Genomic DNA, 20,765 nt, shown 5'->3' with positions numbered 1-20,765 from the left:
ATGACAGCACAACCTGGTACCGAAGGTGTGTGGCTCTGGATCGGCACCCTCGGAATGTTCCTGGGGATGCTGTACTTCATCGCCAGGGGATGGGGCGAGACGAACAGGCGCCGTCAGGAGTTCTATATCGTCACGATATTCATCACCGCCATCGCGTTCGTCAACTACCTCGCGATGGCGCTCGGCTTCGGACTGACGACGATAACGCTCGGCGGCGAGGAGGTGCCGATCTACTGGGCACGCTACACGGACTGGCTCTTCACGACGCCGCTTCTGCTCGTCGACCTGGGCCTTCTCGTCGGGGCGAACCGTAACCAGATCGCCTCGCTGGTCGGGCTCGACGTGCTCATGATCGGCACCGGCGCGGTCGCGACGCTGTCGACCAGCGCCGCCGTGCTCTCGGCCGGCGGCCAGCGCCTGGTCTGGTGGGGCGTCTCGACCGGCTTCCTGCTCGTCCTGTTGTACATGCTGTACGGCTCGCTCGACGAGAAGGCGAGCCAGCTGTCCGGTCAGGCGGCCTCGACGTTCAGCACCCTGCGGACGCTGATCGTCGTCGTCTGGCTGGTTTACCCGGTCTGGTGGATACTCGGGACCGAGGGCCTCACGATCGTCTCGTTGAACATCGAGACGGCCGGGTTCATGGTGCTCGACCTGGTCGCGAAGGTCGGGTTCGGCATCATCCTGCTGTCGAGCCGCGACGTGCTCGACGCCGCCGGATCGGCGATGGCGAGCCCGGCGGACTGACGGTGGATACCCCGGTCGAGTGACGGCGGCGACCGGGATACCCGAACCCGTCGACGGGTGAGCGTGTCGCCCGCCGTGGATCGCGTGTCGCCCGCCGTGGATCGCGTCGTACATCGCGTGTCGCCCGCCGTGGATCGCGTCGTACATCGCGTGTCGCCAGCTCCCGACCCGGCGTTCCTGAGCGATCAGTAAAAGGTTAACAGGCTCGATTCACTACCTTCCCACAAGATGGCAAAGGACGTCAAACCGACCCGGAAGAACCTGATGGCGATCGAAGACCGGATCGAGCTCTCCGAGCGGGGCCACGACACGCTCGAACAGAAGCGTGACGGCCTCATCATGGAGTTCATGGACATCCTCGATCAGGCCCAGGACGTCCGGTCGGAGGTGGCCGAGGACTACGAGACCGCCCAGCGCAAGATCGACATGGCCCGCGCGATGGAGGGCGACGTCGCGGTCCGCGGCGCGGCCGCGGCGCTGAAAGAGCACCCCGAGATCACCACCCAGTCGAAGAACATCATGGGCGTCGTCGTCCCACAGATCGAGTCCTCGAAGGTGAGAAAGAGCCTCGACGAGCGCGGGTACGGCCTGCTCGGCTCCTCCGCGCGGATCGACGAGGCGGCCGACGCCTACGAGGAGCTCCTCGAGTCGGTCATCCTCGCGGCCGAGGTCGAGACCGCGATGAAGAAGATGCTGGAGGAGATCGAGACGACGAAGCGTCGCGTCAACGCACTCGAGTTCACCCTCCTCCCCCAGCTCTACGAGAACCAGGAGTACATCGAACAGAAGCTCGAGGAACAGGAGCGCGAGGAGATCTTCCGGCTGAAGAAGATCAAAGCGAAGAAGGAAGAGGAGGAGGCGAAAGCGGAGGCTGAAGCCGAGGCGGCGGCCGAGGCTGTCGCGGTAGAGGAGCCCGAAGCGGCCGACTGAGGCACGCGCCGCGCCGGTTCACGTATCCAGTTTCTCTCTCGTTTCGACACAGATGGCCTGTCCACACTGTTCCTCGTCCGTCGTCGCCTTCGCCGTCCCCTCGGACCTCCGCGAGCACGCCCCCGCCGACGGGGCGGCGATCTGTACGCGGTGTCTGCGGGTCGTCCCCGCCGTCGACGCCGGGATCGAGGCGGTCCCGGCGGACCCGCCCGACCTCTCCGCGGTCGATCCGGCGTTTCCCGGCGGCGACGCCGGGATCGCGTTGGCGCTTCTCTGTGGGCATCTGGAGTCGTTCGCGCTCTCTCGCGCGTCGATAGAGGCGCTCGTCGCGCACGCCGAACGCGAGGGGGCCGACGTCTTCGCCTTTCTCGACCGGCTCGACGCCCCAGACGCAGCGTTCGACCTCGACCGCCGCCGGACGGCACTTCTGGACCTGCTTTGAGACGCCGGCCGGCACGCCCTCGCCGTGTGGTCAGGTCGGCACGCCCTCGCCGTGTGGTCAGGTCGGTACGCCCTCGCGTCGGTCGGTCACCCCCTCCCCGACCTCAGAGGTCGACGCCCGGCGGGTCGTTCCACTCGTCGTCCGAGTCGCTTCCGTCAGCTCTCTCGCCTTCTTTCGCAGTCGTACTCCCGTCTTTCGTCCCGCTCCCGTCATCGCCGTGGACTCCCGTTCCGCCGGGGTCGAGCAGTTCCTCGCCGCGTCTGGACTCGTGGATCGCGAAGGTCGCCCCCTGTGCGTAGGGGTCCTCCTCGGGGTCGTAGTCGCGCTCCTCGCGCTCGAAGAGGTACGCGAAGAACCCGAAAAGCGGGAGGAAAAACGAGAGTGCTGCCCACTTGCGCGGGTTCATCCCGTGTTTCGGCGCGTCGAGGTAGGCGTACACCGCGAACGCGGCGAGCCACGCGATCGGGAGTCCGATCAGGATCGCAGCGAGGAAGGGTTCCATACGCCCGCTTCGGCGCGATCGATATAACTTCCCGGGTCGATCCGGGTGCTTCCCGGGGTCGATCCGGGTGCTTCCCGGGGTCGATCCGGCGTGCGGGTCGGACGCCGACCGCGATCTCCCGGCAATCCCCCCGTCGTCCCCGGGTAATCATATACTGGAAGCGCCTGTATCCGAGCGTATGACGACCCTACCGTCCGAGACCGTCGGTGACGCGTACACTGATTCGACCGCCTGGGAGCTTCTCGCCGATCTCTCGGACCTCGGCGACCGGATGCCCGGCCACGAGGGCGAGGCCGTGGGCGCGTCGCTCGTGGCCGACGCCTTCGAGGACGCCGGGCTCTCCGAGGTCGCAGTCACGGAGTTCCCGATCCCCGGCTGGTGGCGCGGGGAGGCGTCCCTGCGCCTCGACCATCGGGGACGGAGCCACGTCTTCGACGGCAGCCACGAGCTCGTCGAGCTCCCGGGGACGCCCTCGGGCGAGGTGACAGGCGAGATCGTCGACATGGGGTACGGCCTCCCCGAGGACTTCGAGGACGTCGACCTCTCGGGGTGTATCGCGATGGCGTCGAGTATCACGCCCGACGACTACGGCCGGTGGGTTCACCGCAGCGAGAAGTACGACTACGCGTCCGAGTCGGGTGCGGAGGGCTTCCTGTTTTACAACCACATCGAGGGAGCGCTCCCGCCGACTGGCTCCATCAACCACACGAACGGGCCGGGGCCGATCCCGGCGGTCGGACTGAGCAAGGAGCTCGGGAGCCGGCTGACGCGACACTGCGACGAGGTGGCGGGCGACGGCGGCATCGAGGCGACGCTCTCGGTGGAGGCGCGAAACGAGCCGGCGACCTCCGCGAACGTCGAGGCGGTCGTCGGCCCCGACACCGACGAGGAGGTGCTGTACACCGCCCACGTCGACGCCCACGACGTCGGCGTCGGCGCGAACGACAACGGGTTCGGCTCGGCGCTGGCCGTCGGCGTCGGCCGCGTGCTCGCGTCGATCGAGGACGAGCTCGAGACGCGCGTGCGGCTCGTCGTCTTCGGGGCCGAGGAGACCGGGCTGTACGGCTCCTACTACTGGTCGCACACCCACGACCTCGACGACGTGAAGTGCGTGCTCAACGTGGACGGCGCGGGTTACTCGCGGAACCTCGAGATCTACCCGCACGGGGCGTCGGGGCTCGGCGAGGCGTTCGAGGAGGTCGAAGACGAGTTCGACGTGCCGATCGTCGTGGAGGACGGGCTCCGGCCGCACAGCGACCACTGGCCGTTCGTCCAGCGCGGCGTCGCTGGCGGGCAGGGCCGGTCGACCGCCGACGGGAGCGGCCGGGGGTGGGGACACACCCACGGCGACACCCTCGACAAGCTCGACATCCGGGACCTCCGCGAGCTGACGGTGTTGTGTGCGGCCGGCGTCGCGAAGCTGGCCGAGGCGGACCGCGAGATCGAGGGGCGCGATCCGGAGGCGGTGAAAGCGGAGACGATAGAGGAGGGCCACGACGTCGGCATGAAGGCGACGGACTCGTGGCCGTGGGGCGAGGAGCGCCCGTGGCCCTGGGCGGACGAGTTGGCGTGACCGGGCGGACCGCCCGCCACGAGGGCCTGCGGATCCCGGTCGGCGACGAGACCGTCGCGGCAACCCGCTACGAACCCGTCGACGAGTCGGGACCCTCGCCGGCGCTCCTCACGTACGTCCCGTATCCACAACAGGACAGCATCACCTACGGCGCGTACGACCCGCTCAACCGGTATCTCGCCGCCCGCGGCTACGAGGTGGTCGTCGCCGACATGGTCGGGACGGGCGGGTCGACGGGACTCATCGACGAGCCGTTCACGCGCCGCGAGGGCCGGGAGCCGGCCGCCATCGTCGAATGGCTGGCCGACCGCCCGTGGACGACGGGTCGGGTCGGGATGTTCGGGAAGTCCTACGGCGGGATAACCGCGCTCGACGCCGCCGCACAGCGCCCGGACGCGCTCGACGCCATCGTCCCGATCCACACCCCCTTCGAGGGAGTCAGGAACGCGTACACCTACGGGGGGCTCTTCGAGTTCCTCACGATCGGGATGGACTGGCTCACCCTGATGCAGGCGCTCGACGCGAAACCCCCCTCCGACCCGTTCGGCGATCCCGCGTCCCTCGACGCGTGGCTGGAGCGACTCGACCGGCTGGACGACCGGGAGCCGTGGCTGTTCCAGTTCCTGGAGGCCGGTCCCGACGGCGAGTACTGGGCGGACAAGACGATCCCCGTCGAGCGGATCGACGTCCCCGTCCTCGCCGTCGACGGCTGGCGTGACCCCTACACCGAGGACACGCTCCGGTACGTCGACCGGATAGACGCGCCAACGCGAGTCCTCCTCGGTCCGTGGCGACACCGAATGCCGCACCGCGGTCGCGAGTCGGCGATCGACTTCCGCCGACGGGTCGCCGATTGGTTCGACCGGTTCCTGTGCGACGGGAAGACCGGCGTGCTCGATCGGCCCGAATACCGGATCTGGACCGAGCGCGACGGCGGCGGGACGGGTGCGGGATGCTGGCGCGGGCTGGACACGTGGCCGACGCTCGACGATCCGGACGCGAATCGGGTCGAACTCGCGCTCTCCCCGGCGGGGCTCGTCGGTCCCGCGGTCGGCGACCTAGACGCGTTCACCGAGCCGGTCGCGTTCACCTGCGAGCCCGACCCGACGGTCGGGCTCGCGTCGGTCGACCCGTACGGTGCCGCGATCGCTCCGCCGATCACGAACGACGACGACGCTCGCACTCTGACGTTCGACACCGGTCCGCTCGACCGGCCGGTGGAGGTCACGGGAACCGGCGAGGTCACGCTCCGCGTCGACTCGCCCGTCCCGGACCCTACGATCGTCGCCCGACTGGTCGACGTCGACCCCCGCGGTCGGGGTCGAACGGTCGCTTCGGGGGCCCTCCGCGGACGCTTCCGGGCCGGACTCGGCGCTCGGGAACCCCTGCCAACGGACGAGGTGACGACGCTCTCGGTCCCGTTTGAGCCCGCCTCCCACCTCTTCGAGGCGGGCCACCGGATCCGACTCGCGGTCGGGAGCGCGCTCTTCCCCGAGGTTGCCGCCCTCCCCCGCCCGGACGGTGCGGGGGGTCAGGACACCCTCATCATCCGTTCGGGTCCGACGAGTCCGTCGATTCTCGCCGTTCCCGGCCGTCGTCACGAGGAGGCCGACCCCTCCTTCGTGGACGCCGTCCCGATGGCGAAACCGGACGAGGACCGGATCCCTGCCCACGCGGAGCGCGCGGTCGGCTCGGCCGAGTGGGAGACCTCGCGGGCGCACGTCGCGGGGCGGGTCCGGGCGGTCAAGTCGGGCGAGAAGCGCGTCGACCTCCCGCACGGAACGTTCGTCTCCGAGTCGAGACACGAGGCGACCGTCGACGAGTCGGATCCGGCGTCGATATCGGCGCGAAACGAACTACGGCTGACGGTCGAAAACGACCTCGGGTCGTTCGTGATCGTGGCGACGAGCCGGATCTCGCGGTCCGGCGATCGCGTCCGGACGGTGGTCTCACACGAGGGAGCGACCCTGTACGAGGGCGAGTGGACCCGATGACGGGGTCCCGACACCCGACGCGTCACGTTCCTTCCCGGTCGCCGGAGCACGTAGACTGATGTCGTCGGGGCCACTCGGATCTCGCGTGATGACACGCCGAGACGACGGATGTCCGCGAGGCGACCGACGTTCGCGAGACGACGGACGCGTACGAACCGGCGGGAGGAACCGATGAAGGTTGGCACGGCCGACGCCGACCCGGGCGAGGCGGCGACCGGCTACCGGACGGTCACGGAGCTCCCCGTCGGCGGGTCCGAGGACCTCCCGGTGACGGTCCTCAACGGCGCGGAACCCGGTCCGGTCGTGTGGGTGACGGGGACGATCCACGGCGACGAACCGACCGGGATGGCCGTGACCCACGACGTCGCCGATCGGGTCGACGTCGCCGAGCTCGCGGGCGCGGTCGTCTGTCTCCCGGTGATGAACCCCGCGGGGTTCCGGACCAACTCGCGGGCTGCCTACTACCACGGGGACGACCCGAACCGCTACTTCGGCCGCGACGACGACGGCTCGGAGTCACCGCCGCGCGTCCAGCAGGTGGTCTGCGAGCGGATCTACGAGGACATACGCGAGACCGCCGACGCGATCCTCGCGTTACACACCGCGTGGGTGGCGACGCACCCGTACACGATCCAGCCGCGGGTGCCCTACGGCGAGGACCGGAGCGTGTCCGACGCGGCGGTCCTCCGCGACCGGCTCGTCGAGCTGACCGAGGCGTTCGGCATGCCGGTCGTCAACCAGTATCCGCCGGGCGAGACCGAGACACGCGACCTCCAGCACTCGCTCACCGGGTCAGCCGTCGCCGACGGCATTCCCGCGTTCACCCCGGAGCTCGGCGGCCGGCTCGTCGTCGAACGCGACGTCGCCGAGGCGGCCGTCGACGGCGTGTGGAACGTCCTCCACGCGCTCGAGATGGTCGAGGAACCCGCCGACCGGCACCCGGAGTTCGAGTTCGACACCGACGGCCAGCTCCGCCGGTTCGACGGCCCGCACACGGACGTCGCGGGGATCGTCCGCTACCGGGCGACGGAGGGCGAGTTCGTCGAGGCGGGCGAGGTCGTCGCCGAGGTCGTCGACGCCCACGGCGAGGTGAAGACAGAGGTCGCCGCCGAGCGCGACGGCTACGTCCTCAGCCGCCACGAGCGCGCCGCGGTCTACGAGAACGACGCGCTCTTCGACATGGCGGTCCCGGACGACGACCCGCTCTTGATCGAGTCGTCGTAGTAGGCCACGCCCCGACCCACCGGGCTATTTGTCGACCGACGCCGACGGGGTCCACGTGCGACTCGTCCACCGGCCCGAGCGAGATCCGGCCTCGACCGACGAACGGACCCTCGCGAGCGACGTCGACGTCGCGCGCTCGTGGTTCACGCAGGCGCGTGGGCTGATGTTCCGCCGGTCGATCCCCGACGACTACGCGCTCGTCTTCCCCTTCGAGGACGTGGGGACGCGGTGGCTCCACATGCTCTTCGTCCCGTTCGCGATAGACGCGGTCTGGCTCGTCGACCGGGAGGTGACGAGGGTGGAGCGGCTCGCGCCGTTCGTCGGGCTCGCCCGCGGGGAGGCGGATACCGTCCTCGAGCTGCCCGCGGGGGCGGCCGACGGGATCGCGGTCGGCGACGAGGTCGTCCTCGGGGAGTGAGTCCGCTGTCGGCCGTGGCGCGTCGCCGGTGTCGCCGGAGCCACGCCGGCGTCACCTCTCCTCCGGAATCCGGAGGTTGAGCTCGATCCGGCTCCCGCCGTCAGTGTTCTCCGTGATGTCCAGGTGGCCGCCGCCGGCCGTGACGACCCAGTGGACGTACCACAGCCCGAGACCGCTCGTGTGTTTCAACGGCGTCTCCTCGCCGGTGAGCACGGCGCGTTCGGCGGGGGGTATCCCCGGGCCGTCGTCGACGACGACGAGCGAGACCCACGACTCGCTCGGGAGCTCCACTGCCGAGACGCGAACGCTCGGCCGGTCGGCGTCGTCGTGGCGGATCGCGTTGTCGAGGAGCTCGGCGACCGCGTCCGGCAGCCGGTCGACCCCGGAGACGGTGACCCCGGGCGGGACGTCGACGTCGACGTCGGCGGACTCGCGGAGCCGTACGGGAAGCGATTCGAGTGCGGACGACACTACCCACGCCAGCGGGAGCGGCTCGGGCTCCGGTCGCTCGGCGAGGAACCGCTCGACCGCCCGGGCGGTCTCGCCGAGGCGGAGCAGCCGGTCCGCCGTCTCGACCACGCGGTCGAGCTGTGCCGCCACCTCGGGGTCATCGACCGCGCTCCGGGCTACCTCCGAGAACCCGCTCACGACGTTGAGTTCGTTCCGGAAGTTGTGTCTGAGCACGCGGGTCAACACCGCGAGCCGTTCCTCGCGGACGGCCTCGTTCGTCAGGTCCTCCCCGAGCACGACCGCGCCGACGACCGTCTCGCCGTCCGTCACCGGCCCGATCGTCAACCGGTAGGGAACCTCCTCGCCGGAGCGCGTCACGAGCGTCGGCTCGCACTCGGCGACGGTTCCCGACTCGTACACGCGTGTCAGGCTTTCGGCGACGACCGACCGATCGGTACCGTCGAACAGGTCGACGAGGTCGAGCCCGGAGAGGCCCGCAGCGTCGTATCCGCCGTCCTCGATCGCCTGCCCGTTCCATCGGCGGATCGTTCCCCCGGCGTCACACCGGAACAGCGCCATCGGGACCGCCGACGCGACGGCATCGAGGGTCCGGGACCGCGCCGTCCCTTCCCGTTCGGCGCGTACCCGAGCCGTGACGTCGGTCGCGACCGTGATAAGCCACTCCCGTCCGGCGAGCGCCGTCGTGTGCGCCCGGAGTTCGAGTCGCCGTGTCCCCTCGGTCGCGACGACGTCGACCTCCGCGACGACGGGCTCCCCGTCGGCCCGTCCCGTATCGAACCCCGCGAACGTCTCGCGAAGGCGGTCGCCCGCCGTGGTCGTCCCGGATTCGACGAGGTCCGGAAGCCCGACGAGGGTGAGCGCCGAACGCTCCCGACCGAGGAGGCTGGCGGCGGCGTCGTTGGCGGCGCGTATCGCGAGCGTGTCCGTGTCGCAGGCGAACGCCGCAGCCGGGATCGCTTCGACGAACGACCGGACGATCGCGACGGGGTCGCCGTCCGTCGTCCCCTCGACGTTCGACCGGCCGCCGTCGTTCTCGTGGGACATCGGTTCGTCAACGTGTACGTCCTCGGACGCATATACGTGTTCGCCGGGACAGCCGGTTCGACACGCCGGTTTCCGGTCGTTCTCGCCGGATCCGCCGCCGTCGGCTTCGACCGCCCCGATCAGTCCGCCTTCGCCTGCCAGTCGCGGACGGTGTCGGGCCCAACGCCGTCGACGCTTCCGGCGAGGTCGTCGGGGTCGGCCGATTTGAGTTCGTCGACGCCGGTTATCCCGGCCCCCTCGAGCTTCTCGGCGGTCTTCTCGCCGATCCCTTCGACGGTCTGGAGCTCCGACCCCTCCTCGCGCGCGCGGAACTCCCGGTAGTTACAGATCGGACAGCCGAGTTCCCACGGCTCGTCGCCGGAGTGGACCCGGAGGTGCGGGAGGTCGTGTTCCTCGCAGGTCTCCGCCGTCACCTCGATCTCGCCGCGGCGGGGTAACGGCAGCGAGTAGTCGCAGTCGGGGTATCGCGTACAGCCGACCAGTCGGGAGCCGGAGCGGAGCCGCTTTATCGCGAGCTCCCCGCCGTGTTCCGTCCCGCAGTCGGGACACGCGCCGATCACCTCGTCTTCGGCCTCGTCGGCCTCGTCCGCCTTGCAGCGGGGGCAGCCGTGGACGAACGTCTTCCGTCCCGCGAGCATCTTCACGTGGTGGAGGTCGTGGTCCTCACAGCGCTCCTCGAGGATGAGCGGCTTCCCGGTCGAGGGTAGCGGGAGGGTGTACTCGCAGTCGGGGTAGCCGTCACAGCCGACGAAGTACGAGCCCGCCCGCGACTGCCTGACGAGGAGGTCCGAGCCGCACTCCGGACACGGGCCGAGCGTCTTGTCCGCCTTCAGCGACTCCTGGAGCTGGTCGCCGATCGCCTCGCGCGACTCGGTGAGGTCCTCGAAGACGCGGTCGAGCAGCTCTCGGGAGGCGGCAGTCACCTCGTCGTACCCCTTCTCGCCCGCGGAGATCGCCTGCATGTCGCGTTCGAGCTGGGCGGTCATCTCCTCGCTCACGACGTGTTCCGCGAACCCCTCCGCAGCCTCGACGACCGACTCGGCCAGCCGGGTCGGCCGCGGCGGGTCGCCCTCGACGTAGCCGCGGTCGTACAGCTTCTCGAGGGTCCGGTGTCTGGTCGCCTTCGTCCCCACGCCGCGTTTCTCCATCTCCTCTATCAGCCGCGACTGCCCGTACCGGCGGGGCGGCTGGGTCTCCTTGGCATCCGTCCGCCGACCAGAGAGCGCCAGGGTCTCGCCGACCTCGACGTCCGGGACGATCCGCTCGTCGCTGGAGCGGTAGGGGTACACCTCGTGGTAGCCGGCCTCGAGCAGCCGCTTGCCGTTCGCCTTCAGCCGGAGCCCGCCGTCGGCGGCCAGCTCCGGGGTTCCCTCCGCGTCCTCGGGGGTCCGGAGCGCAGCGAACGGGTCGGCCTCGTCCGCGATCGCCGTCGCCTCGCCGTTCGCGAGCGCGACGACGCGCAGCCGCTCCCACTCGGCGGCCGGCGCGCAGGTCGCGAGGAAGCGCCGGACGATCAGCTCGTATACCTCCCGCTCGTCGTCGGAGAGGTCGGACGCGCCGGGGAGGTCCCCGGTCGGGTGGATCGGCGGGTGGTCGGTGGTCTCCTCGTCGCCCTCGGTCGGCTCGATGTCGCCGTCCTCGCGTTCGAGGAGGCTCGCTGCGTCGTCGCCGAACGCCGCGTCGCCCGACAGCTCCTCGAGCAGTTCGCGGGGGTCGAGGTCGTCGGGATACACCGTGTTGTCGGTCCGCGGGTAGGTGACGTAGCCGGCGGTGTACAGCTCCTCGGCGATCGACATCGCCCGCTGGGCGGAGTAGCCGAGCGACCCCGCCGCCCGGATGTACGCGGTCGTGTTGAACGGGGTCGGCGGCTCGTCCGTCCGCGTCCGCCGGCGGACGTCGTCGACGACCACGTCGTCCGCGGCCGCGAGCGCCTCGGTGAGCGTGTCGGCGACGCCCCCGTCCCAGACGCGTTCGGCCTCGTTGCCGGCGTCGTTCTCGAAGAAGTACTGCGCCTCGAAGGGGTCGCCGCCGGCCTTCGAGAGGTCGCCGAACAGCTCCCAGTACGCCTCCGGGTCGAACGCGCGGATCTCGCGCTCGCGGTCGACGATCAGCTTGAGCGTCGGCCCCTGGACCCGGCCGACCGAGATGAAGTCGTTGCCGAGCTGGCGGGCCGAAAGCGAGAGGAAGCGCGTGAGCGCCGCCCCCCACGTCAGGTCGATCACCTGGCGGGCCTCGCCGGCGGCCGCCAGATCGAAGTCGAGGTCGTCGGGGTCCGCGAACGCCGCCTTCACCTCGTTTTCAGTGATCGAGGAGAACCTGACGCGGTCGATCGGCGCGTCCTCGTTCACCTCGCGAACCAGCTCGTAGGCCTCCTTGCCGATCAGCTCCCCCTCGCGGTCGTAGTCGGTGGCGACGGTGACCCGCGAGGCGTTCCGCGCGAGCGTCCGGAGCGCGCTCACGATCCCCTCCTGGGTCGGGGTCTTCCGGACCGGCGCGTCGATCAACTCGACGGGCTCGACGTCGCGCCAGTCGCTGTACTCCGGCGGGAAGTCCACGCCGACGACGTGGCCCGACAGCCCGATACACCGCTTGCCGCCCCACTTGTACACGTTGACGTCGTTCTTCCGCTCCGCCGTCGCGGAGCCGCCGCTCAGGATCTCGGCGATCCGCCGGGCGGCGTTGTCCTTCTCCGTGATTATCAGTTCGGGGCCGCGACTCATTGCCCCGAGGTAGGCCGTTCCCCCGTCTAAAGTTTTCGCGACGTGCCGTGAGAACTGTCCGCACGCGAGTCGACGTGGCCGTTCGTCGCTACTCCGCGTGCCGTTCGTCGCTACTCCGCGTGCCGTTCGTCGGCGCCGTCGAGGGTGATCTCGGTCACCTCGACGATCCGGTCGTCGGCGAGGAGGGTCTCGATCGCCCCCTCGGGGAGCGGCTGATCGAGGTTGTACACGGTCAGTGCCTGGCCGCCCTGGGTCTCACGCGCGTTGAACATCCCCGCGATGTTGACGTCGTGGTCGCCGAGGGCGGTGCCGATGAGCCCGATGACGCCCGGCTCGTCGGTGTTGCGTGCGACGAGCATGTGGCCGTAGGGGACGGCGTCGACCCGGAAGCCGTCGATACGGACGATCCGCGGGTCCTCGCCCGCGAACAGGGTCCCCTCGACGGCGATGGAGTCGTCGCCGTTGTGAACGGCGACCCGCACGACGCTCTGGAAGTCCTCGGTCTGGCGGGTCTTCGACTCCGTGACTTCGATGCCGCGCTCCTCGGCGAGCCGCGGGGCGTTGACCGCGTTCACCTGCCACTCGAGCGGCTCGAAGACGCCCTTCAGCGCCGACGCCGTGACGAGTTCGACGTCCTCGGCGGCGATGTCGCCCTCGTAGGTCACCTCGACGCCCGTGATCCGGCCGTCGAGCAGCTGGGCAGCGACCTTGCCGGCGGTCTCGGCGACGGCGATGTACGGCTCGATCCGCGGGAACGCGGTCTCGTCGACCGACGGCGCGTTGAGCGCGGTGAGCACCGGCTCGCCGTCGAACGCCGCGATCACGGCCTCGGCGGTGTCGACGGCGACGTTCTCCTGGGCGGCCTCCGTCGACGCGCCCAGATGCGGGGTGACGACGACGTCCTCGACGTCGAGGAGCGGCGAGTCGTCGGGCAGCGGCTCCTCGGCGAACGAGTCGAGCGCGGCCCCCGCGATAACGCCGTCGTCGACGGCGGCCGCGAGCGCGTCCTCGTCGACGATGCCGCCACGGGCGCAGTTGATCAGGTAGCCGCCCTCCAGCTGGGCGAGCTCGTCCTCGCCGATCATGCCCTCGGTCTCGGGGAGGAGGGGGGTGTGGACCGTCGCCACGTCCGCGCGGGAGAGCGTTTCGTGGAGGTCGTCGACGAGGTCGGCGCCGAACTGCGCCGCGCGCTCCTCGGAGATGTACGGGTCGTAGACGACGATGTCCATCCCGAGCGAGTCGAGCCGCTTCGCGACCTCCTGGCCGACGCGCCCGAGCCCGACGATCCCGAGGGTCTTGTTGTTGAGCTCCGTGCCGAGGAACTCGCCTTTCGCCCACTCGCCGCCCTTCAGCCGCCCGTGTGCCTGCGGGATCGAACGCGCGACCGCGAACGTCATCGCGACCGTGTGTTCGGCGGCCGCCCGGACGTTCCCCTCGGGCGCGTTGGCGACGATGACGCCGTGGTCGGTCGCGGCGTCGATGTCGATGTTGTCGACGCCGATGCCGGCGCGACCGACGATGACGAGCTCGCTCGCAGCCTCGAAGACGGCCTCCGTGACCGCGGTCCCGGACCGCACGATCAGGGCGTTGGCGTCGCGGACGGCGTCCAAAAGCGCCTCGCCCTCGACGTCGTAGTCCGTCTCCACCTCGTGGCCGGCCTCCCGGAGCCGTCGGAGGCCCGAGTCGGCGATCGGGTCCGTGACGAGTACCTTCATGTCCGTATCGACCCCCGGCGCGGTGTTAACGCTTTCTTCATCGCTCCGTTTTTCCGGTCCAAAAACACCGCCTAGCTGCTGTTTCCGATCCGAGATCGTGGTCACCAACCCCCTCCGTTTCGGGTGGAAACTGCTCGTTCATGCGTATCGTCGCGAACCGGCGGTCGTGGCCTCGTTCGGTCGGTGGAGTACCGACCCGTGCCGACGATCGGGGCGACGCCGATACACCCTTTCGCCGATACACTCTTTCGCCGATACACCCTTTCGGGTCGACGCGCATGTGGGCGTATGGACCTCACGCTCTCGTTTCTCGGGATTGGAGCGATCCTCGCACTGACCGGGATCAGCGCCTTCTTCTCGAGTTCGGAACTCGCCGTGTTCTCGGTCGCGAAACACCGCGTCGACGCGCTCGTCGCCGACGCGGTCCCCGGGAGCGCGGCGCTCTCGTCGCTCCGGGAGAACCCGCACCGGTTCCTCGTCACCGCGCTCGTGAGCAACAACGTCGCGAACATCGCGGCCGCCTCCGTCGCGACCGCGGTGCTCGTCCAGTACCTCCCGGCGGGCCAGGCTGCGACGGGGTCGACCGTCTTCACCTCCTTTTTCGTCATCGTCTTCGGCGAGATCGCGCCGAAGTCGTACGCGGTCGCGAACGCGGAGCGACACGCGCTCCGGGTCGCCCGGCCGGTCGTCGCGGTCCAGCGGCTCCTCAGGCCGGTCCTCTACGTCTTCGAGACTGCGAGCGGGGTCGTCACCCGGGTCGTCGGCGGCGACACCGCCATCGAGTCGTACCTGAGCCGCGAGGAGATCCAGACGCTCGTGCTCTCCGGCGAGGAGACGGGCGCGCTCGACGCCGACGAGGGCGCGATGATCCGCGGCGTCCTCGACCTCGGAGCCACCCGCGTCACCGCGGTGATGATCCCCCGCACGGACATGGTCGCGGTCCCTGACACGACGACGCCGCGCGAGGTCGTCTCGACGGCCGCAGTGGAACACCTCACGCGGCTGCCCGTCTACGGCGAGAACCGCGACGACGTGGTGGGGATAGTGGACGTTCGCGACGCGATCCGCGCCGACGAGACGGGCGAGGACCTCGCGAGCGTCCTCGTACAGCCGACGTTCGTCCCCGAGACGAAGCCGGTCGACGAGCTGTTCGCCGAGATGCGCGAGACGGGGGCGCGCATGGTCATCGTCGTCGACGAGTTCGGCGCAGTCGTCGGGCTCGCGACCCTGGAGGACGTCGTCGAGGAGGTGGTCGGCGAACTCGTCGGACGCCGCGAGACCGACCACGTCGACGTCATCGAGCCGGGCGTCACGGTCGCGCGCGGCTGGACCACCGTCGCGTACCTCAACGAGGTGCTCCGGCTCGACCTCCCGACCGACGCCGGGTTCCAGACCGTCGCCGGGCTGATCACGGAACGCGTCGGCCGGCTTCCCGAGGAGGGCGACCGCGTCGTGGTCGGCGACGTCACGCTCGTCGTCACCGGCGCGACCCCGACGCGGGTCACGCGGGTCCGGATCGAGTATCCGCCCGTCGGGCCCGACAGCGCACCCGGCGGCGACGCGACGGCCGAGGCCGGGCCCCCGGCGACGGACGACCGTGACGATCACGCCTGACCCGCCGCCAGCGGATCAGCCGTCGTCCAGCGCGAACCGCCCGATCGGCTCGTAGATCGGCCCCTCGTCGGTCAGCGTCGACTCGATCAGGGCGACCTCCTCGACGGTGAACCTCCCGAGTTCGGGGCGTTCCTCGCTCACGACCCGCCGAACCAGCTCTTTCCCCCGCCCGTCGTCCATCCGCGCGACGGTGACGTGCGGGGTGAACGCGTGGTCCTCGGGGTCGAACCCGAGCGCGGTCGTCTCCGCCTCCAGCGCCTCGTGGAGCCGCGTCAGCTCGGCCGTCCCGTCGTCGACCCCGACCCAGACGACCGAGACGTACTCGAGCGACGGGAAGACGCCGAGCCCCTCGAGCGCGCAGTCGAAGGGGGCGACGCCGGCGCGGTCGACCGCGCGCTCGCCCGCAGTGCGTACGTCGTCGAGGTCCGGGGCGGCGACGTCGCCGAGGAACTTCAGGGTGAGGTGCGCTTGCGTCGGGTCGGTGGGCCGGATCCCCGCCGCCCCCTCGAGGGACGACTGGACGTCGGCGATCGGCTCCGCGAGGTCGTCGGGTAACTCGACGGCGAAGAACGCTCGAACCGAGGACGGAGACGACGACATGGATACCCGTACGGTTCGGTCGCCGAGCAGTCATACGTTTCGCCGGCCGTCGTCGTCGGGTCACCCTCGGGTCAGGGTCTCCGAGTCGCCGCCGATCAGGAGAGCGACACGGCCGCGACTCCCGAGGGCCGTCCCGTCCGTCAGGTCGTCCCGTTCGTCAGGCCGTCTCGTTTGTCGGTTCGTCCGGCTCCGTCGGCTCCGTCGGCGGTTCGTTCGGCTCCGTCGGCGGCTGGGTCGGCTCGGTGGGCTCCTCGGGTGGCGTCTCGGGCGGCTGCGTCTCCGGGTCGCGGTCGTTCTCCACGAGGAAGTCCGCCAGGTTGCCGATCAGGACGTCGTTGTCGGCGCGCTGGGCGTTCTCCGGCGAGAGGAAGTCGCCGTCGCCCACCGCGACGACGCCACCGTCACGGACCAGGAGGGGCGCGTCGGTCGCCGACCGCGTCGTCGACAGCTCGCTGCCGTCGATCGGGCGGAACTCGTCGCCGTCCTCGGCGACCGTCCCGACGGGGGTCGCCGTCGAGAACATCGCGCGGTCGACCCCTTCGGTCAGCGCGGAGTCGCCGGTCGGCTCCGCGTACACCCGCTGGTAGTTCAGGTCGTTCTCGTCCATGTTGTACACGTACCCCGGCTCGGTGGTGGTCCCGAGGGTGGCATCGAGCGCCGCCGCCCCGGGCTCCTCGAACGTGGCGTCGGGCTCGGTCGCCAGCAGGACCCGGCCGTCCTCCTCCGCGAACGTCTCTATCTCCGAGAGCTGGTCCTCGTCGTAGTCGGTCCGGAACGTGACGAACGCGTCGGCCTCGGCGAGGTCCTCGCCGAGCTGGGTGGGGCCGTCCTCGCCCGTTCGGGTCGGACGTTGCTGCCCGTTCGGGTCGGGCGTGTAGACCCTGACGTCGTGACCGTTCTCGATGAGGGCGTTCGCCAGCGGCCGAACGTCGCGGTCCGTGACGTCGGGGCCGCCGAACCCGATGAGTCCCAGCGGGCCGGCCGGGAGGCCGCCGGTCGGCTCCACGCCGGGGTCGATGACGACCGTCTGCTGGTCCGCGTCGCTTTCCATCGTCACGTTCGCCTCGCCCGGGTCGTCCTCGTGTATTAGATCCGCCGACTGGTAGTGCTCGTTCTCGATCTCCGGTGCGGGGGCTGTGCTGTCGGCGGTCGCGTAGCCGGCGATCGCCGCGCTGCCGGCGATCGTCGCGAACGTCACGAGGAACGCGGCTGCGAGGACGGCGATCCGGTTCACGCCGAGACACCCCCGTTCAGGGAGCCCGCGGTGTCCCCCGTTGCCGTGTCGTTGCCTGCGGGACCGGTTCCGCTCCCGTCGGCGGTCGATTCACCGGCCTCGAGATCGCTCCCGGAGAACCGCTCTACCGTGTCGACGTGCGGGACCGCATCGACGTGGACGTACGTGGAGGGCATCGGCTCGACGTCGCCGTAGCCCGGGTCGTTGGCGTACACCGCGACGACCTGCGCGTCGGTCCGGAGCAGGATCGGGAACCCACGCTCCGGGCCGGTCTCGCGGGTGTCGACCCGATAGTCACCGAGATCGGCACGGGTCGCGGCCTCGTGGACCGCCTCGTTGAGCGAGCCGATCTCGTCGGCGAAGCCGTTCCGAACGGCCTCGGTGCCGAGGTAGACGTCCGCCTGTGCGACCTCCTCGCGGGGCATCTCGAACTCGTCGCCGCGTTCGGCCATCATCGCGTCGACGAACGTGTCGGCGAGCGTCTGCTGTTCGGCCCACCCCTGTATCTCGTTCCCACCGGCCTTGTCCGGGCCGCTCGGTCCCGAGACGGGTGGACTCGTCCCTGGGCTGGGGGCGTTCAGCCCGATACTCCCGACCTGCGAGGTCGGTAGCACGTAGATGTCGTCGGCGGGGGCCATCGCGTAGTAGCCGCCGGAGGCGCTCATCGACTGGACGCTCGCGATCACCGGCATCTGCTGGCTCGTGCGCTGGACCGCCTTGTACATGCGTTCGGACGCGACGGGCGCGCCGCCGGGCGTGTCGATCTTCAGGACGACGGCCCCGACGGAGTCGTTGCCGCGTATCGATGCGAGTTCGCTTTCGACGTCGTCGGCGAGGGCCGTGTTCACGGGCCCGTCGATCTCGACCACCGCCACCGTGTCGGTCGTCTCGTTGGTCGCCGCGTACACGCTCGGCGCGACCACCACCCCGAGCACCGCGGCGGCCAACACGACGGCCGCGACCTGTCGTCGCGGCGTGATGGCCGTGGAGAGCTTGTCGGTTGACATTAGCGGGTGGATCGATTCGGGTGGATAACATAACGCTCCGGATGGGCAAAACGGCCGTTTTAGTCTGCCTCGTGGTACCTTTCCACGTGCTTCGTCCGTCCCGCCGACGTAACGCTTACCCGCCGTGACCGACAGATCCCGGTATATGACCGACGAGCGCGACGCGGACCGCCACGAGTTCTCCGCGGGCCAGGGCGTCGACGCCGACTACGAGGAGTTCACCCTCGACCCCGAGGAGCTCGACGCCGACCCGACCACGGTCGACCCGGTCGACTCCCGGGTGCTCACCGACGTGCTCGACCGCCGGAACGTCGAGAGCGACGCCGTCGACGTCGATCGGCTGATAGACGTCGGGCTCTCCTACATGGCGATCAACCGGTTCGAGGAGGCGACCGAGACGTTCGAGCGCGCCGCCCGGTTCGCCGAGGAGGACTCGCTGGAGGCACAGGAGGCGTGGGTGAACAAGGGCGCGGCCCACGCGGAGCTCGAGGAGTTCGACGAGGCGATCGGCGCCTACGAGGAGGCGTTGCGCATCGACGACGACTCCGAGCACGCCGCGACCGCCGAGACGAACCTCGCGTACGCGCTCTGGGAGTTCGGCCGCAGCGAGGAGGCGCTCGAACACGCCGAACGCGCCGTCGAGATCGACCCGCGGTTCGCCCAGGCGTGGTACAACCGCGGGTTCATGCTCGTCGAGCGCGGCCTCCACGAGGACGCGGTCAACTGCTTCGACAACGCGATCCGCCTCGGCTACCGCGACGCCGGCGTGTTGGAGGAGAAGGCTCGCGCGCTGGAGGAAGCGGGCGAACACGAGCAGGCCGAGGAGGTCGCCGACCGCGCCGAGGAGATCCGTCGCGAGGCCGAAGAGGAGTTGCTCGAGGAACGGACCGGCCGCGCACCCGGCCCGGGAGGACGGGGCGGTCCCGGCGGACGGGACGGTCCCGGCGGCCGTGGCGGCAACGGGGACGGTCCCGGCGGTCGCAGTGACCCCGAACCGGAACGCGAGCTTCAGGGGGAGGGTCCAGAGGGCTTTTAGATGTTGCTCCGCGAGCGAGAGACGCCCGAGGGAACGCTCGTCTCGGTCTGTGACGCCGATTGCCTCGGCGAGAGCTACGACAACGGTCACGCCAGCCTCACGGTGAGCGAGGAGTTCTACGGCGGCGACGACGCCGTCGAGGCCGACGCCGAGGCGGTCGTCGCCGCGCTCCACCGCGCGCAGGTGGGCAACCTGGTCGGCCGGGAGGCGGTCGGCGTCGCGGTCGAGGCCGGCCTCGTCGACGAGGACGCCGTCCTCGAGTTCGACGGAACCCGACACGCCCAACTGCTCTGGTTGTGAGGGGATCCGCGGAACCAAATCTTTTGTTTAGCTGTATCTAATCTCGACCGTCGACCGAGCGTCCATCCCGTCCCGGCGTCGGTTCGCCGATCGCGTTCGCCGGGCGGAACGGGTCGGTCCGGCTCCCCCGAGCAACGTATGACCGAGACAACGTGGCTGACCGTCGTCCTCATCGCCGCCGGCGCACAGCTCGCGGTCCTCCCCGGCGAGAAGGTCCAACTGCTCATCGCCGGGCTCTCGACGCGGTACCGCCCCGCCGTCGTCGTGAGCGCGGCCGCGGCGGCCTTCGCCGGCTGGACCGTCCTCGAGATCCGGTTCGGTCGGGCGATCACCACGACCCTGCCGGGGATCTACCTCGACGCCCTGACGGCGGTGTTGTTCGTGGTCTTCGCGTACCTACTGTTCCGGAGCGCTCCCGCTCCCGACGCCGCGGACCCGGAGGCGAGCACCGACCCGATGACCGACGGCGGCGAACTCGACGTGCGGGTCCCCCTCGTCGGCTGGCGGGTGCCGAACCGGTTCGGCGGCTTCCTCCCCATCTTCGCGATGATGGCCTTCGGCGAGTTCGGCGACAAGACGCAGCTTATCACCATCTCGCTGGCGACCCAGTACCCCGCGTATCCGACCGCCATCTGGACCGGCGAGATGCTCGCCATCATCCCCGTGAGCGTCGCGAACGCGTACTTCTTCCACCGCTTCTCGCACGCGTTCGACCTCCGGAAGGCGCACTTCGCCGGGGCAGTGGTGTTCCTGTTCTTCGCGTTCGACTTCGCCATGAGCGTCCTCCTCGGCGTCTCGCTGTGGGAGACGGGCGTCGACGCGGTCGCCGGCGTAGTGTGAGGTCGCTCCCGTCTCCGCCGTCGGCCGCTCACCCGATCCGCGCGAGCACCGCCCGCCGACCGCGCTCCGCGCCGAGTCCCGCGGCGAGCAGGACCGCCCCGGCGGCGACGAGCGCCAGCGACCCGGAGACCGCGTCCCCGACCGGGCCGACGAGGAACGCGAGCACGCCGGAGACGAACCCGAGCGCGGCCACGTTCGCCGGCGCGGCCTCCCGGAGCCCCACCGCCCCGACGACGAGCGCCACCACGACGCCGAGCAGGCAGGCGAGCGCGACGAGCGAGCCCGCGACGTCGCCGACGCGCCGGGCGAGGGTCCACACGGCTACGGCTGACGCGGGGGCCGCGACCGCGGGCGCGC

19 protein-coding genes are annotated in these 20,765 nt (G+C 70.3%); 11 read left to right on the top strand and 8 right to left on the bottom strand.

The window, feature by feature from the left end:
- From DQW50_RS15665 to DQW50_RS15655, 3 genes are all read left to right on the top strand, one after another.
- Positions 1–744 carry a bacteriorhodopsin gene (locus tag DQW50_RS15665; protein WP_112080201.1) on the top strand — a complete coding sequence of 248 codons (744 nt, stop codon included), beginning with the start codon at positions 1–3 and terminating at the stop codon, positions 742–744.
- Positions 745–972: 228 nt separating this feature from the next.
- Positions 973–1,674: a V-type ATP synthase subunit D gene (locus tag DQW50_RS15660; protein WP_112080200.1), complete on the top strand. Its 702-nt coding sequence runs from the start codon at positions 973–975 to the stop codon at positions 1,672–1,674.
- 52 nt (positions 1,675–1,726) lie between these two features.
- A complete protein-coding gene (locus tag DQW50_RS15655; RefSeq protein WP_112080199.1) occupies positions 1,727–2,116 on the top strand; it encodes a DUF6276 family protein in 390 nt (129 codons plus the stop codon).
- 103 nt (positions 2,117–2,219) lie between these two features.
- On the opposite strand, the gene DQW50_RS15650 is transcribed toward DQW50_RS15655, so the two are convergent.
- Complete coding sequence (locus DQW50_RS15650) at positions 2,220–2,618, bottom strand: PLD nuclease N-terminal domain-containing protein (RefSeq protein WP_112080198.1); 399 nt, start codon at positions 2,616–2,618, stop codon at positions 2,220–2,222.
- 178 nt (positions 2,619–2,796) lie between these two features.
- Between DQW50_RS15650 and DQW50_RS15645 the strand changes: the two genes are divergently transcribed.
- From DQW50_RS15645 to DQW50_RS15630, 4 genes are all read left to right on the top strand, one after another.
- Positions 2,797–4,191 carry a M28 family peptidase gene (locus DQW50_RS15645; RefSeq protein WP_112080197.1) on the top strand — a complete coding sequence of 465 codons (1,395 nt, stop codon included), beginning with the start codon at positions 2,797–2,799 and terminating at the stop codon, positions 4,189–4,191.
- The gene (locus DQW50_RS15640; protein WP_157964884.1) at positions 4,188–6,185 is read left to right on the top strand and encodes a CocE/NonD family hydrolase; all 1,998 of its coding nucleotides are present in this window, start codon (positions 4,188–4,190) and stop codon (positions 6,183–6,185) included. Before DQW50_RS15645 ends, DQW50_RS15640 begins: the two co-directional genes overlap by 4 nt.
- 171 nt (positions 6,186–6,356) lie before the next feature.
- Positions 6,357–7,409, top strand: coding sequence for a succinylglutamate desuccinylase/aspartoacylase family protein (locus tag DQW50_RS15635; protein WP_157964883.1), 1,053 nt, complete (start codon positions 6,357–6,359; stop codon positions 7,407–7,409).
- 55 nt (positions 7,410–7,464) lie between these two features.
- The gene (locus DQW50_RS15630; protein ID WP_112080194.1) at positions 7,465–7,827 is read left to right on the top strand and encodes a DUF192 domain-containing protein; all 363 of its coding nucleotides are present in this window, start codon (positions 7,465–7,467) and stop codon (positions 7,825–7,827) included.
- A gap of 51 nt (positions 7,828–7,878) precedes the next feature.
- On the opposite strand, the gene DQW50_RS15625 is transcribed toward DQW50_RS15630, so the two are convergent.
- The 3 genes from DQW50_RS15625 to serA all read right to left on the bottom strand — a co-directional run bounded on the left by DQW50_RS15625 (position 7,879) and on the right by serA (position 13,777).
- The gene (locus DQW50_RS15625; RefSeq protein WP_112080193.1) at positions 7,879–9,342 is read right to left on the bottom strand and encodes a PAS domain-containing sensor histidine kinase; all 1,464 of its coding nucleotides are present in this window, start codon (positions 9,340–9,342) and stop codon (positions 7,879–7,881) included.
- Positions 9,343–9,461: 119 nt separating this feature from the next.
- On the bottom strand, positions 9,462–12,062 hold the full coding sequence (locus tag DQW50_RS15620; RefSeq protein ID WP_112080192.1) for a DNA topoisomerase: 2,601 nt from the start codon (positions 12,060–12,062) through the stop codon (positions 9,462–9,464).
- Positions 12,063–12,172: 110 nt separating this feature from the next.
- Complete coding sequence (gene serA / locus DQW50_RS15615) at positions 12,173–13,777, bottom strand: phosphoglycerate dehydrogenase (RefSeq protein ID WP_112080191.1); 1,605 nt, start codon at positions 13,775–13,777, stop codon at positions 12,173–12,175.
- A 288-nt stretch (positions 13,778–14,065) separates the two neighbouring features.
- Here serA and DQW50_RS15610 point away from each other — a divergent pair, with 288 nt between their 5' ends.
- On the top strand, positions 14,066–15,391 hold the full coding sequence (locus DQW50_RS15610) for a hemolysin family protein (protein WP_112080190.1): 1,326 nt from the start codon (positions 14,066–14,068) through the stop codon (positions 15,389–15,391).
- Between the two features lie 15 nt (positions 15,392–15,406).
- On the opposite strand, the gene thpR is transcribed toward DQW50_RS15610, so the two are convergent.
- The 3 genes from thpR to DQW50_RS15595 all read right to left on the bottom strand — a co-directional run bounded on the left by thpR (position 15,407) and on the right by DQW50_RS15595 (position 18,232).
- Positions 15,407–15,991, bottom strand: a complete 585-nt coding sequence (gene thpR, locus DQW50_RS15605) for an RNA 2',3'-cyclic phosphodiesterase (RefSeq protein WP_112080189.1) — start codon at positions 15,989–15,991, stop codon at positions 15,407–15,409.
- A 157-nt stretch (positions 15,992–16,148) separates the two neighbouring features.
- The gene (locus tag DQW50_RS15600; protein WP_112080188.1) at positions 16,149–17,225 is read right to left on the bottom strand and encodes a hypothetical protein; all 1,077 of its coding nucleotides are present in this window, start codon (positions 17,223–17,225) and stop codon (positions 16,149–16,151) included.
- Complete coding sequence (locus DQW50_RS15595) at positions 17,222–18,232, bottom strand: S49 family peptidase (protein WP_112080187.1); 1,011 nt, start codon at positions 18,230–18,232, stop codon at positions 17,222–17,224. Before DQW50_RS15595 ends, DQW50_RS15600 begins: the two co-directional genes overlap by 4 nt.
- 145 nt (positions 18,233–18,377) lie before the next feature.
- Between DQW50_RS15595 and DQW50_RS15590 the strand changes: the two genes are divergently transcribed.
- From DQW50_RS15590 to DQW50_RS15580, 3 genes are all read left to right on the top strand, one after another.
- The gene (locus tag DQW50_RS15590) at positions 18,378–19,268 is read left to right on the top strand and encodes a tetratricopeptide repeat protein (RefSeq protein WP_112080186.1); all 891 of its coding nucleotides are present in this window, start codon (positions 18,378–18,380) and stop codon (positions 19,266–19,268) included.
- Positions 19,269–19,568, top strand: a complete 300-nt coding sequence (locus DQW50_RS15585; RefSeq protein ID WP_112080185.1) for a DUF424 domain-containing protein — start codon at positions 19,269–19,271, stop codon at positions 19,566–19,568.
- Positions 19,569–19,706: 138 nt separating this feature from the next.
- Complete coding sequence (locus tag DQW50_RS15580) at positions 19,707–20,408, top strand: TMEM165/GDT1 family protein (protein ID WP_112080184.1); 702 nt, start codon at positions 19,707–19,709, stop codon at positions 20,406–20,408.
- Positions 20,409–20,436: 28 nt separating this feature from the next.
- Here DQW50_RS15580 and DQW50_RS17935 read toward each other — a convergent pair.
- Positions 20,437–20,765: hypothetical protein (locus tag DQW50_RS17935; RefSeq protein ID WP_157964882.1), on the bottom strand; the 329-nt coding region annotated here is incomplete at its 5' end.

The organism is Halorubrum sp. 48-1-W (assembly GCF_003287355.1).
Lineage (GTDB): Archaea > Halobacteriota > Halobacteria > Halobacteriales > Haloferacaceae > Halorubrum.
The sequence above is the reverse complement of the archived record's forward strand: the minus strand, read 5'-3'. Positions and strand labels throughout refer to the sequence as shown.